This is a genomic window from Actinotalea soli (assembly GCF_017565425.1).
In the GTDB taxonomy this organism is placed as follows: domain Bacteria; phylum Actinomycetota; class Actinomycetes; order Actinomycetales; family Cellulomonadaceae; genus Actinotalea; species Actinotalea soli.
The window spans coordinates 424,360-436,427 of record NZ_JAGEMK010000003.1 but is presented as its reverse complement, the minus strand read 5'-3'; the positions used below and the strand labels follow the sequence as shown (position 1 = coordinate 436,427).

Here is a 12,068-nt window from a genome sequence, read left to right as displayed (position 1 = left end):
CCGGTGGGCACCGACAGCGCGAGCGGTCCCGGGGCGACCGCCCAGCAGCACGTGGGCCCGCGGGAGGTGGCGAGCGCGGCCCGGCTCCTCGACGGGGTGGCGACACGCACCCCGATCGAGCTGAGCCGTGCGTTGAGCGACCTGGTCGGTGGCCCCGTGCTGCTCAAGTGCGAGAACCTGCAGCGCGCCGGGTCCTTCAAGCTGCGTGGCGCGTACGTGCGCATGTCCCGGCTGACCGACGCCGAGAAGGCCCGCGGCGTGGTCGCCGCCAGCGCGGGCAACCACGCCCAGGGGGTCGCGCTCGCCGCCCGGATGCTCGGGGTCTCCGCGACCGTGTACATGCCCTCGGGGGCCGCCCTGCCCAAGGTCGCGGCGACGCGCGAGTACGGGGCCGAGGTCGTGCTCGACGGCACCTCGGTCGATGACGCCCTGCGGCTCGCCCAGGCCCACAGCGAGCGCAGCGGCGCCGTGCTCATCCACCCCTTCGACCACGCCGACGTCGTGGCCGGGCAGGGGACGGTGGGCCTGGAGATCCTCGAGCAGGTCCCCGACGTCCGCACCGTCGTGGCCCCCGTCGGCGGCGGGGGGCTGGCCGCGGGAGTGGTGGCAGCCCTCGGCGACGAGCACCCCGAGGTCGGGGTGCTCGGGGTCCAGGCCGCGAGCGCCGCTGCGTACCCGGCATCCCTCGCCGCGGGGCACCCGATCCCCGCGGGGCGGATGGCGACGATGGCGGACGGGATCGCCGTCGGGCGGCCGGGGGACGTGCCCTTCGCGCTGCTGCACGGGCGCCACGTCCCCGTGCGCACCGTCTCCGAGGAGGACCTCTCCCGGGCGCTGCTCTTCGTGGCCGAGCGGGCCAAGATGCTCGTCGAGCCCTCGGGGGCGGCCGGCGTGGCGGCGATCCTCGCGGGGGCCGTGGTGCAGACCCCCGCGGTCGTGGTCCTCTCGGGGGGCAACATCGACCCCCTGCTGCTGCTGCGGGTGGTCCGGCACGGCCTGGTCGCCGCCGGGAGGTACCTGCAGCTGCGGGTGCGGGTGGACGACCAGCCGGGAACCCTGGCGAGCCTGCTCGGTGAGCTCGCCACCGCCGGGGCCAACGTGGTCCAGGTCGGCCACGTGCGGACCGGGGTGGATCTCGCGATCGACGAGGTCGAGATCGGCGTCCAGGTGGAGACACGGGGCCCTGCGCACTGCGCCGAGCTCCTGACCCACCTGCGCTCGGCCGGCTACCGAGCCAGCGAGGCCTGACCCCCGCTCTCGTGTCAGAACGTGGGATACCCAGGGCACCCCCAGGTTCTGACACGAGGTCTGTGGGGGCATGAGGACGGCCCCGGACCACCAGGTCCGGGGCCGTCCTCATGCCCCGCAGCGCGGCTGCGGGGAGTGCTCTCAGAGCTGGAAGGGCTTGGCCTCGTGGATCGTGACCTTGATGGTCGCGCCGTTCGGGGCCTCGTAGGAGGTCTCCTCGCCGGCCGAACGACCGATGATGGCCGAGCCGAGCGGGGACTTCTCGCTGTAGACCTCGAGGCCGGTGCCCTCGGCGACCTCGCGGGAGCCCACCAGGAAGGTCATCTTGTCCCCGGCGACGGTCGCGGTGACGACCATGCCGGGCTCGACGACACCGTCGTCCGGCGGGGCCTCGCCGACCACGGCACGGCGCAGCAGGTCCTCGAGCTGGCGGATCCGCGCCTCCTGCTTGCCCTGCTCCTCGCGGGCCGCGTGGTAGCCGCCGTTCTCCTTGAGGTCGCCCTCGGAGCGCGCCGACTCGATCTTGGCCGCGATGTCCGAGCGTCCCACCGTCGTGAGCTCGGTGAGCTCGGCGGTCAGGCGGTCGTGCGCCTCCTGGGTCAGCCAGGTGACTGCGCTGGTGTCTGTCACGGTCGCTCCTTCCGAGCCCTCGGTGAAGTCTCGTCGTGTGCTGGTGCTCCGGGCCGTGCGGCACCCGGTGCCTGGGACGGTCGTCCCGTGGGGAGTCACGCCTGCGCTCGTCCGCGATGGCGCGGCACTGCGCGTGTCGTCCGTCATCCGGAGGTGTCCCTCGTCAGGACTCCCTCGAGGACTCCGCGCGGCCTGGGCCGCCGACGGCGTGGGGGAAACGACGAGTGTAGCAAGGTGACCCACGCCCGGGCCGGGTCGGCCCCGGGGAGCCGTGCTCTCAGGGGATCCAGCACTCCGAGACCACGCCGGTCACGGCGGGCTCCGAGGTCTGGACGGTGCTCGCGAGGCGCACCGACAGGCCCTCCGCGGGCGGGACGCGGACGTCCAGCACCCCGACCTGGGCGTACGAGCCGTTGAGCGCCTCGATCGTGCAGTGGACGACGGTCTGCGGGTCCAGCCGGACCACCTCGTAGACCACCTCGACCTCGCCGTCGCCCAGGGTGAACCCGACGTCGTTCCAGGTCACGGGAGTGCGCGCGGCGCCGATGCCGAGCCACAGGCCACCGGCGAGGGCGACGGCACCCAGGGCCGAGAGCGCCACCACCCGACGCCGCGGCGAGGTAGGACGCCTCTCGGGGCCGTAGCGGCCGGCGGGGGGCTGCAGGGGGGCGGTCATCGGGCTCTCCTCGGTCCGCCCGGCGCGACTGGTGGTGCTCCGGGGCCGTCGGGGTACGGTCAGGCTCAGGCGTGCGAGACCATTGTCCCTGGTCCCTGGCACGGTGGTAGCCACGGACGCCGGCTCACGGCGAGCACGCGACGACGGAGGACTGCAGGTGGACGACAGCGCGGCTGATCAGAGGGCTCCCCTCACGGGTGCCGACGTCGGGCGGACGCAGGCCGGTGGGGGCCCGGGAGCCGGGGAGGCACCGACCCGCGCCGGGCTGCGGCTCATGGCGGTGCACGCGCACCCCGACGACGAGTCGAGCAAGGGAGCCGCGACCACCGCACGCTACGCGGCCGAGGGGGTCGAGGTGCTCGTCGTCACGTGCACGGGCGGCGAGCGCGGCAGCATCCTCAACCCCAGCTACGGCGACGCGCCCTCGAGCCCCGAGGCGATGGCCGAGGTGCGCCGTGAGGAGATGGCCGGGGCGGCCCGCGCCCTCGGGGTCCAGCACCGCTGGCTCGGCTTCGTCGACTCGGGGTTGCCCGAGGGCGACCCCCTGCCGCCCCTGCCCGAGGGCTGCTTCGCCCTGGTCCCTCTCGAGGAGGCCGCCGCGCCGCTGGTCGAGCTGGTGCGCAGCTTCCGGCCGCACGTCATCACGACCTACGACCCCACGGGGGGGTACCCCCACCCCGACCACATCATGTGCCACCGGATCTCGGCCGAGGCCTTCGAGGCCGCCGGTGATGCCGAGCGCTACCGCGGGGCCGGCGACCCCTGGCAGCCGCTCAAGCTCTACTACAACCACGACTTCTCGCTGAACCGGATCCAGACCATCCATGACGCGGTCACCGGTGCCGGGCTCGAGTCTCCCTTCGGGGACTGGGTGGCCTCGCGTGCCATGCGTGAGATCCCCGAGCGCGAGGTGACCACCCGTATCCCCTGCTCGGACCACTTCTCGGCCCGGGACGCCGCCCTGGTGTCCCACGCGACGCAGATCGACCCGGCGGGCTTCTTCTTCGCCGTGCCGCGGGACCTCGAGGTCGAGGTGTGGCCGGTCGAGGAGTACGAGCTCGCGACCTCCCACGTGCCCGTCTCCCTGCCCGAGGACGACCTGTTCGCGGGCATCCACCCCGAGGACCGCCCATGAGCCTTCTCCACGAGGTCGTCGTCCACACCGGGGTCGGGGTGCTGGCCTTGTCGCCGGCCGAGCCCGAGCTCCGCGAGGGACTGAACCCCGAGGCGGTGACCCCGGGTCTGCTGGGCTTCCTGGTCATCTTCCTCGCGGTCCTCGTGTGCATCCCGCTCTTCCTCTCGATGACCGGCAAGCTGCGCCGGGTCGAGCATCGACGACGGCGTGAGGACACCGAGGAGGGGGCGGGCTCAGAGCCGGACCAGCCCGGGTCCCCGGACGCCGCCCGGGCACCCGGCGCGTCGAGCCCCTCGAGCACCCCGTCCGACGGCCGCCCGCCGGGCGCCTCCGGGCCGACCGAGGACTGACGTGCTCGTCGAGGTCGTGCCCTTCTCCTCGGGGCGGGATGCCGCGGTCAACCGGGCTGCCGTCGCGGATGCGGTCGAGTCCGCGGCCGCGCGTGGTGCGCGACTCGTCGTGCTGCCCGAGTACGCGAGCACCTTCGACCCCGGTGGTGTCGAGCCCTCGGCCGCCGAGCCTCTCGAGGGACCGTTCGTGGCGCTGCTCGAGGCCCTGACCGCCGGCCGGGACCTCGCGGTGCTGGCGGGGACGGTCCTGCCCGGGAGCACGGGGGACCGCGCGGTGAACGCCGCCGTCCTGGTCGAGGGGGGCCACCCGCGTGGCGTCTACCGCAAGGTCCACCTGTACGACGCCTTCGGCCAGCGCGAGTCGGACCGCTTCGAGCCCGGGGCCCCCGAGGCCGAGCCGCTGGTCGTCGAGATCGACGGGCTGCGCCTGGGCGTCATGACGTGCTACGACCTGCGCTTCCCCGAGTCGGCCCGTCGGCTGGTGGACGCCGGGGCCACCGTGCTGGCCGTGCCCGCCGCCTGGGCAGCGGGCGAGCACAAGGCGGACCAGTGGGAGACCCTGCTGCGCGCGCGGGCGATCGAGAGCTGCGCCTACGTGCTCGGGGCGGCACAGACCGGGCCGGGGGTGACCGGCCGGTCGGTGCTGGTCGACCCGCAGGGGATCCTCCTGTCCGCGACCGAGGGGCCGTCTCCCGCCTCGGCCGAGCTCGACCCGGCGCTGGTCGCCTCGGTCCGTGAGCGCAACCCGGCGCTGAGCAACCGTCGCTACGTCGTCGTGCCGGGTCGGCCTTGTGACGTGGGATGACTCGGGCGTAGGGTCGGCGATGACAAGCCCCCGGGGAGCGCGGACGCGCTGAGAGTGTGGTCGGACCGAGAGGTCGAGCCACTGACCCGTGGAACCTGATCCGGTTGATACCGGCGTAGGGAGATGGGCAAGGCACCGTGTGCCGACGCGTCCGCGCGCCGGGGTGCTGGCACTCGAGGGTGCCGTGCTGTCCGGGGGTCCGTGCACTCCCTGGAGGCGACCCTGATGACTCAGCAGTCCACCTGCCCGCGCCCGCCCGCCGAGCCCGCCGCCGCGGCCCCCGGGGCCCCGGACCACGTCCGGATGGGCGTGGGTGCCCGCTTCACCCTGCACCCCGCGGCCGACGACTTCATCCCCGTCATCCTCGGCGCCCTCGAGGCGGCCCGTGCGGCGGCCCCCGAGGTGACCGTGCGGACCGACGACGTCTCGACGCTGCTGCGCGGCAGCGAGGAGCAGATCGGGCGCTTCCTGCTCGCCGCGGTCGACCGTGCGGCCGAGCTCACCCCCTCCGGCCACGTGGTCGCGACCCTGGCGCTGTCGAGGGGCTGCCCGGGGGAGGTCGGCTGCACGCTCCCCACGGGTGAGCTCGCCCACGTGGCCCCGGTCTCGCTCGCAGCCACGGGTCGTCGGGCGGCCGCCCACTGGGCCCTGTACCCGCTCGGCACCGAGGACGCGATGGGCCCGATCGAGCAGGCCATCGCCGCCGCCCAGGCCGCGGGGACGTGGTCCGGCCCCGAGAACTTCGCGACCCGCCTCGACGGGGACCTGGGCGAGGTCCTCAGCACCCTGCTCGACACCTGGACGGTGGTCGGCCGCAGCGTGGCCCACGTCGCGGCCCACGCGACCGTCAGCCTCGGTTCCCCGACAGCGACCCCGACGTCAGGGCCTGCGGTGACCCGGGCGGGGGAGCCCCGATGACCGGGACGCAGACCGAGCTGCCCCCCCGGGAGGGCGGCTGGCGGGAGGCCTTCGCCTGGCCCCTCAAGGACCTCGTCGTGCTCGCGGTCCTCGCGGCGGTCTTCGGCTTCCTCTACTGGGCCCTGGTCCAGGCCTGGGGCGGCCTGCAGGTCGCGATGGGGCCCTTCGGTGACCTCGCGCAGAACGTCCTGATGGGCGGCTGGATCACGGTCGCCCCGCTGGCGGTGTTCATCGTGCGTCGCCCCGGCGCGGGGATCGTCGCCGAGATCGGGGCGGCCTTCGTCGAGTTCGCCTTCCTCGGCTCGCCCGCGGGACCGATGCTGCTCATCGCCGGGCTGGTCCAGGGGGGCGGCGCCGAGATCGCCTTCGCGGCCACCCGCTACCGGCGCTTCGGCTGGCCGACCTTCCTCGTCTCGGGGCTGACCGCGGCCGTCGCGAACTTCCTCTGGGCGGGGACCCTGTACGACTGGTGGACCCAGGACCTGCTCGCGCTCCGGATCGTGCTGCAGCTGGCCAGCGGGCTGCTGCTGACCGGGGCCCTGGCCAAGGTGATCTCCGAGGCGCTGCTCCGCACCGGGGTGCTGGACAACTTCGCCGCCGGTCGCGCCGCACGCCGCAGCGCCAGGGTCCCGTGAGCCGCGGGCCCGCCGCAGCTCGCGCGGTCGAGCTCGAGGGCGTCCGGGTCCGGTACCCCGCGCGGGAGCGTCTCGGCCTCGACGTCCCAGCTCTGCAGATCGGCCGTGGCGAGCGCGTTCTCGTGCTGGGGCCCTCGGGGGGTGGCAAGTCGACCCTGCTGCACTGCCTGACCGGCGTGGTCCCGCAGTCGGTCGACGCCGAGGTGGTCGGCGCCCTGCAGGTGCTCGGTCAGGACCCGCGGCGGGTCCCCGTCGCGCGGCTCGCCCTGGGGGTGGGCTGGCTCGGGCAGGACCCGGCCGCCGGCGTGGCGCTGCCGACCGTCGAGGCCGAGGTCGCGTTCTCCCTGGAGAACCGGGGCGTCCCCCGCGCCGAGATCGGCCCACGGGTCGACGCCGCCCTGGCTGCGGTCGGCGCGGCGCACCTGCGGGGCCGCCGCGCGGGCGCCCTGAGCGGGGGAGAGCAGCAGCGGGTCGCGTTGGCCGCGGTGCTGGTGGGTGACCCCGACCTGCTCGTGCTCGACGAGCCGACCTCGATGCTCGACCCCGTCGGGGCCGCCCAGGTGCTGCACGTGCTGGGCGAGCAGTCCGCGCGCACCGACCGCACCACCGTCCTGGTCGAGCACCGGTTGGCCGCGATGCCGTGGCAGCCCGAACGGGCTGTCCTGATCGGCGCCGACGGACGACTCAGCCTCGACGGACCGACCGACCGGGTGCTCGCCGAGCACCCGGCACGCCGCGGCGGAGCCCGGCGGCGGCGCGCGGGTGGGACGGCCCCCGGGGGCGGGGACGAGGTCGCGCTGCGCCTGCGTGGGGCGACCTTCCACCAGGGCGGTGCGCCCGTGGTGCGCGACATCGACCTCGACCTGCGCAGGGGGCAGGTCACGGTCGTGCTCGGGTGCAACGGCAGCGGCAAGTCCTCGCTGCTGCTGGGCGCCGCAGGCCTTCTCGCGGGGTCGGGGGAGCGTCGGGTCGCTCCTTCCGGCCCCGCGGGGGGTGCCGCCGTCCCCGGCGCGGGATCGTCCCCGACCGACGGCGCGGTGGGGCTGGTCTTCCAACGCCCCGAGCACCAGCTCCTCGGGCGCACCGTCGCCCGGGATCTCGCTGCCGGGCTGCTGCCGCGGGACCGTCGACGTCGGAGGTCCCCGCGGGGCGCCGCCCTCGACGAGGCCGTCACCCGGGCCGTGCAGCCGTGGCTCGAGCGCCTCGGGCTCACCGAGCTGGCCGAGGCCGACCCGTTCCGCCTCTCGGGGGGCCAGCAGCGGCGGCTGTCGGTCGGCTCGGTCGCCCTCCTGGGTCGGCCCGTGCTGCTCCTCGACGAGCCGACCTTCGGGCTCGACGCCGTCCAGACCGACGTCGTGGCCGACCTGGTCGACGAGCTCGCCGCCGAGGGGACGGCCCTCGGACTGGCCACCCACGACCTCGAGCTCGCCCGCGAGCTGGCTGACCAGGTCCTGGTCCTGCGCGGCGGGACCGTGCTCGCCCGGGGGGGCCGCGAGCTCCTCGAGGACGGCGGCCTGCTGCAGGCCGCCGGGCTCGAGGCCTCGGCTCGCACCCCCGAGGTGGCGTGATGGGTGCGGCGGCCTCGCTCGCACCGTCCCCGCTCGCGTCGAGCGCTCACGCGTCGCCCGTGCTCGCGCGGTGCGACCCGAGCGTGCTGCTCGCCGTCGTCGTCGCGGTGCCGCTGGTGCTGGTGCGGACCTACGAGCCCGTCCCCCTGCTCGCCCTGTGGGCAGGGGCCCTGCTCGCCGTGCGGGTCGCGGCGCAGGTCCCGTGGCGGCGCCTGACCCTGGCCCAGCTGCCGTTCCTGTCCTTCGGCCTGAGCCTGGTGGTCGTCAACGCCGTGACCCGGCCTGGTACCCCGGTCGCCTCGTGGTGGGGGCTCGAGGTCACGGACACGGGGCTGCGGATGGGCCTCGCGCTCGCGGTGCGGACGATGCTCATCGGGACCTGCGCGATCGGGTTCCTCGCGGCGGTCCGTCCTGACCGGCTGCTCTCCTCGCTGCACCAGGTCGCGCGCCTGCCCGTCCGGATCACGGCGGCCTTCCTCGCTGCCCACCGGCTGCTGGACGACCTGCCCGAGGAGTGGCTCACCATCCGTCGTGCCCACGCGGTGCGGCACGGGTTGGTGGGGGGGCAGGGCCGGCACGGTGCGCAGCTCTCGCGGCGGCCGACGGACCTGGCCCGCGCGGCCTTCGTGCTGCTCGTGACCAGCATCCGCCGTGCCGAGCGGATCGCGATCTCCCTCGAGAGCCGTGGGCTGGGGGCCCTGGACCGGCGGACGCGCACCGTCTGGCACCCCGCCGCGGTGGGCCGGGCCGACCTCGTCCTGGTGACGGTGGCCGGGGCTGCCGTCGCTGCTGCGCTGGCGGTGGCTGCGGCGTGACGGGGGCTCAGGCCGCCGCGGTGGCGAGGGCCACGGCGGCGAAGTGGCACCCGAAGCCGACGACCGTCAGGACGTGGAAGATCTCGTGGAAGCCGAACCAACGCGGGCTGGGGTTGGGACGCTTGGTCGCGTAGACCACGGCCCCGACCGTGTACGCCAGCCCACCCGCGGCGACGAGCCAGACCACCGCCGGCCCGCCCAGGTCCCAGAAGTCCGGGAGGAACCACACGGCGACCCAGCCGAGGGCGATGTAGACGGGGACGTAGAACCACCGGGGCGCACCGAGCCAGAACACCCGGGCCAGGAGCCCGGCCAGGGCCCCGGCCCACACCACGAGGAGCAGGGTGCTGCTGGTCGAGCCGGGGAGCAGCAGGACCGCGAGGGGGGTGTAGGTCCCCGCGATGATGAGGAAGATGTTCGTGTGGTCCAGCCGTCGCAGCACCCCGGTGACGCGCGGGGACCAGGTGCCCCGGTGGTAGACGGCGCTCGTGCCGAAGAGCAGGATCGCGCTGACGCCGAAGACCGTGTTGGCCATGACCGCGTCTCGTGTCGGCGAGACCAGGACGAGGACCACCGCGGCCACCAGGACGACGGGGGCCACCCCGGCATGGATCCAGCCGCGCAGACGTGGCTTGACCGCGTCCGCGATCGCCTCGGCACCCATGGAGCCCTCCTTCGTCTGGTCCGTCGGGACGACGTCGTGCTCCCGATGGTCGCGCACCGTACTTACGGGACCGTAGGTTACTACGCCGTAGGTACCTGACGTGCCTGCTGTCGCGGCATCCTTGGCTGTACGGTGACCGACGGTACGTCCGCTCGGCTCCGCCCATCCACGCCCGAGGACCGCTGCATGCACCTGCCTCACCCGCTCTACGGCCTGTACGAACGTCGCCTGGCCGCCTCGTTGCCTGCCGACGGTCGACCCCGGCACATCGGCGTCATCCTCGACGGCAACCGCCGGTGGGCCCGCACCCTGGGCGAGACGGCCTCGACCGGGCACCGGCGGGGCGCGGACAAGATCGCCGACCTGCTGACCTGGTCCGAGGAGGTCGGGGTCGAGGTCGTCACCCTGTGGATGCTCTCGACCGACAACCTCTCGCGCTCGGCCGACGAGCTCACCGAGCTGCTGGCCATCATCTGCGACGCCGTGACCGACCTCGCGGCGACCCGACGCTGGCGCATCCAGGTGATGGGGGCCCTCGAGCTGCTGCCCGAGGACGCCGCTGCCGCCCTGCGTGGTGCCCAGGAGCGCACGGCCGACGTCGAGGGCCTGCACGTCAACGTCGCGGTCGGCTACGGCGGGCGCCGCGAGATCGCCGACGCCGTGCGCTCCCTGCTCCGGGAGCACGCGGGCAACGGCACGAGCCTCGAGGAGCTCGCCGAGGGCTTCGACGTCGAGCACATCGCCGAGCACCTCTACACCAAGGGCCAGCCCGACCCCGACCTGGTGATCCGCACCTCGGGGGAGCAGCGGCTGGGCGGGTTCCTGCTGTGGCAGTCGGCCCACTCCGAGTTCTACTTCTGCGAGGCCTACTGGCCGGCGTTCCGGCGCGTGGACTTCCTGCGGGCCCTGCGCTCCTACGCCGCCCGCGAGCGACGGCTCGGGCGCTGACGCCCTCGTCTGTCGCGCACGCGGCGCTGCGCCGTCCGGGTGGTCCCGAGCGGCCTCAGGTGACCCCGCGATGAACATCTCGTGTCACGGCGCGTGTCGTGGTGGACCTCCCCCGATCGCGGCGTAGCGTCCGGCGATAACGGGCGGCAACCGTCGCCCACGGGAGGCCAGCCCATGGAGCATCTGCTCCGGGAGGAGGGCCGGTCCCCGGCCTGGCCGGTCGACCGCCCTCACCCAGCACCCGAGCGTCGGCCGCGCGCCGGCGTGAGGTAGCCAGCACGGCGCCGTCGCGCCGAAGGGAGCCCGCCGTGGTCACGACCACTCGCACGTCGACCGGTACGGAGCAGGACCGGAGCAGCGAGGAGGGGCCGCGCACCTACGTGCTCGACACCTCGGTGCTCCTGTCCGACCCGCGGGCCATCCTTCGCTTCGCCGAGCACGCCGTCGTCCTCCCGGTCGTCGTCATCACCGAGCTCGAGGCCAAGCGGCACCACGCCGAGCTCGGCTACTTCGCGCGGTCGGCCCTGCGCATGCTCGACGACCTCCGGGTCACCCACGGGCGGCTCGACGAGGCCGTGCCGGTGGGGGAGGTCGGCGGCACGCTCCGGGTCGAGCTCAACCACGTGGACCCGACGGTGCTGCCTGCCGGTTTCCGCCTCGGGGACAACGACACCCGCATCCTCGCCGTCGCCAAGAACCTCGCGGACGAGGGACACCTGGTGACCCTGGTCTCCAAGGACCTCCCGCTGCGGGTCAAGGCCTCGGCGGTCGGGCTCGCCGCCGAGGAGTACCGGGCCGAGCTCGCCGTCGACTCCGGCTGGACCGGGATGACCGAGATCCAGGTGCCCGAGCAGCAGATGGCCGCGATGTGGGAGGCCGAGGGTCTCGACCTGGCCGACGTCGATCTCACGGGGCAGGACGTCGGGCCCCTGGTGTGCCACACCGGCGTGGTCGTGCAGTCCCCGCGCGGATCCGCCCTCGCCCGGGTCACGGCCGACAAGCAGCTGCGCCTGGTCCGTGGTGACCAGGAGCTCTTCGGGGTGCACGGTCGCAGCGCCGAGCAGCGCATCGCGATCGACCTGCTCCTCGACGAGGAGGTCGGCATCCTGTCCCTCGGCGGCCGGGCCGGGACGGGCAAGTCGGCCCTGGCCCTGTGCGCCGGGCTTGAGGCGGTCCTCGAGCGCCGCAAGCACCGCAAGGTGATGGTCTTCCGTCCGCTCTACGCCGTCGGTGGTCAGGACCTCGGCTACCTGCCGGGCTCCGAGGCCGAGAAGATGAACCCGTGGGCCCAGGCGGTCTTCGACACCCTCGGCGCCCTCGTGGCCCCTGAGGTGGTCGAGGAGGTCATGGAGCGCGACCTCCTCGAGGTGCTGCCCCTGACCCACATCCGTGGACGCTCGTTGCACGACGCCTTCGTGATCGTCGACGAGGCCCAGTCCCTCGAGCGCAACGTGCTGCTCACCGTGCTGTCGCGGATCGGCCAGGGCTCACGCGTGGTGCTCACCCACGACGTCGCGCAGCGGGACAACCTCCGAGTCGGACGGCACGACGGCGTGGCGGCGGTCATCGAGGCGCTCAAGGGCCACCCGCTCTTCGCGCACGTCACCCTCAACCGCTCCGAGCGCTCGCCCGTCGCGGCGCTGGTGACCGAGATGCTCGAGGGGATCGAGGGGTGA

General features: G+C 74.4%; 13 protein-coding genes, 1 pseudogene and 1 riboswitch. Of the genes and pseudogenes, 11 read left to right on the top strand and 3 right to left on the bottom strand.

All coding sequences use genetic code 11. The features are described 5' to 3' along the window. Positions 1–3: 3 nt before the first annotated feature. The gene (gene ilvA, locus J4G33_RS09030) at positions 4–1,248 is read left to right on the top strand and encodes a threonine ammonia-lyase (protein WP_307793833.1); all 1,245 of its coding nucleotides are present in this window, start codon (positions 4–6) and stop codon (positions 1,246–1,248) included. A gap of 141 nt (positions 1,249–1,389) precedes the next feature. On the opposite strand, the gene greA is transcribed toward ilvA, so the two are convergent. Together greA and J4G33_RS09020 are read right to left on the bottom strand one after the other, a co-directional pair. After that, complete coding sequence (gene greA, locus J4G33_RS09025; RefSeq protein WP_307793827.1) at positions 1,390–1,878, bottom strand: transcription elongation factor GreA; 489 nt, start codon at positions 1,876–1,878, stop codon at positions 1,390–1,392. A 277-nt stretch (positions 1,879–2,155) separates the two neighbouring features. Beyond that, positions 2,156–2,554, bottom strand: coding sequence for a DUF4307 domain-containing protein (locus J4G33_RS09020; RefSeq protein WP_208055585.1), 399 nt, complete (start codon positions 2,552–2,554; stop codon positions 2,156–2,158). Between the two features lie 274 nt (positions 2,555–2,828). Between J4G33_RS09020 and mca the strand changes: the two genes are divergently transcribed. The 8 genes and pseudogenes from mca to J4G33_RS08985 all read left to right on the top strand — a co-directional run bounded on the left by mca (position 2,829) and on the right by J4G33_RS08985 (position 8,780). Next, complete coding sequence (mca, locus tag J4G33_RS09015) at positions 2,829–3,689, top strand: mycothiol conjugate amidase Mca (protein ID WP_208055658.1); 861 nt, start codon at positions 2,829–2,831, stop codon at positions 3,687–3,689. Beyond that, complete coding sequence (locus J4G33_RS09010; RefSeq protein ID WP_208055584.1) at positions 3,686–4,039, top strand: hypothetical protein; 354 nt, start codon at positions 3,686–3,688, stop codon at positions 4,037–4,039. The genes mca and J4G33_RS09010 overlap by 4 nt, the downstream gene beginning before the upstream one ends. Position 4,040: 1 nt before the next feature. Next, the gene (locus J4G33_RS09005; protein WP_208055583.1) at positions 4,041–4,844 is read left to right on the top strand and encodes a carbon-nitrogen hydrolase family protein; all 804 of its coding nucleotides are present in this window, start codon (positions 4,041–4,043) and stop codon (positions 4,842–4,844) included. 21 nt (positions 4,845–4,865) lie between these two features. Next, a riboswitch (TPP riboswitch) is annotated at positions 4,866–4,985 on the top strand. Positions 4,986–5,069: 84 nt separating this feature from the next. Further along, complete coding sequence (locus tag J4G33_RS09000; protein ID WP_208055582.1) at positions 5,070–5,762, top strand: YkoF family thiamine/hydroxymethylpyrimidine-binding protein; 693 nt, start codon at positions 5,070–5,072, stop codon at positions 5,760–5,762. Beyond that, entirely contained in the window at positions 5,759–6,397 is a 639-nt protein-coding gene (locus J4G33_RS08995; protein ID WP_208055581.1) for an ECF transporter S component, read from the top strand. The genes J4G33_RS09000 and J4G33_RS08995 overlap by 4 nt, the downstream gene beginning before the upstream one ends. Continuing rightward, a pseudogene (locus J4G33_RS17935) lies at positions 6,394–6,939 on the top strand (ABC transporter ATP-binding protein); the annotation flags it as partial. The gene J4G33_RS08995 and the pseudogene J4G33_RS17935, both read left to right, overlap by 4 nt. Continuing rightward, complete coding sequence (locus J4G33_RS08990; RefSeq protein ID WP_443592330.1) at positions 6,931–7,965, top strand: ATP-binding cassette domain-containing protein; 1,035 nt, start codon at positions 6,931–6,933, stop codon at positions 7,963–7,965. The pseudogene J4G33_RS17935 and the gene J4G33_RS08990, both read left to right, overlap by 9 nt. Continuing rightward, positions 7,965–8,780, top strand: a complete 816-nt coding sequence (locus J4G33_RS08985; RefSeq protein WP_208055579.1) for an energy-coupling factor transporter transmembrane component T family protein — start codon at positions 7,965–7,967, stop codon at positions 8,778–8,780. The genes J4G33_RS08990 and J4G33_RS08985 overlap by 1 nt, the downstream gene beginning before the upstream one ends. A gap of 7 nt (positions 8,781–8,787) precedes the next feature. On the opposite strand, the gene trhA is transcribed toward J4G33_RS08985, so the two are convergent. After that, positions 8,788–9,444, bottom strand: coding sequence for a PAQR family membrane homeostasis protein TrhA (gene trhA, locus J4G33_RS08980; protein ID WP_208055578.1), 657 nt, complete (start codon positions 9,442–9,444; stop codon positions 8,788–8,790). A 186-nt stretch (positions 9,445–9,630) separates the two neighbouring features. Here trhA and J4G33_RS08975 point away from each other — a divergent pair, with 186 nt between their 5' ends. Together J4G33_RS08975 and phoH2 are read left to right on the top strand one after the other, a co-directional pair. After that, complete coding sequence (locus tag J4G33_RS08975; RefSeq protein ID WP_208055577.1) at positions 9,631–10,392, top strand: isoprenyl transferase; 762 nt, start codon at positions 9,631–9,633, stop codon at positions 10,390–10,392. 380 nt (positions 10,393–10,772) lie between these two features. After that, the gene (gene phoH2 / locus J4G33_RS08970) at positions 10,773–12,068 is read left to right on the top strand and encodes an RNA 5'-3' helicase PhoH2 (RefSeq protein WP_307793832.1); all 1,296 of its coding nucleotides are present in this window, start codon (positions 10,773–10,775) and stop codon (positions 12,066–12,068) included.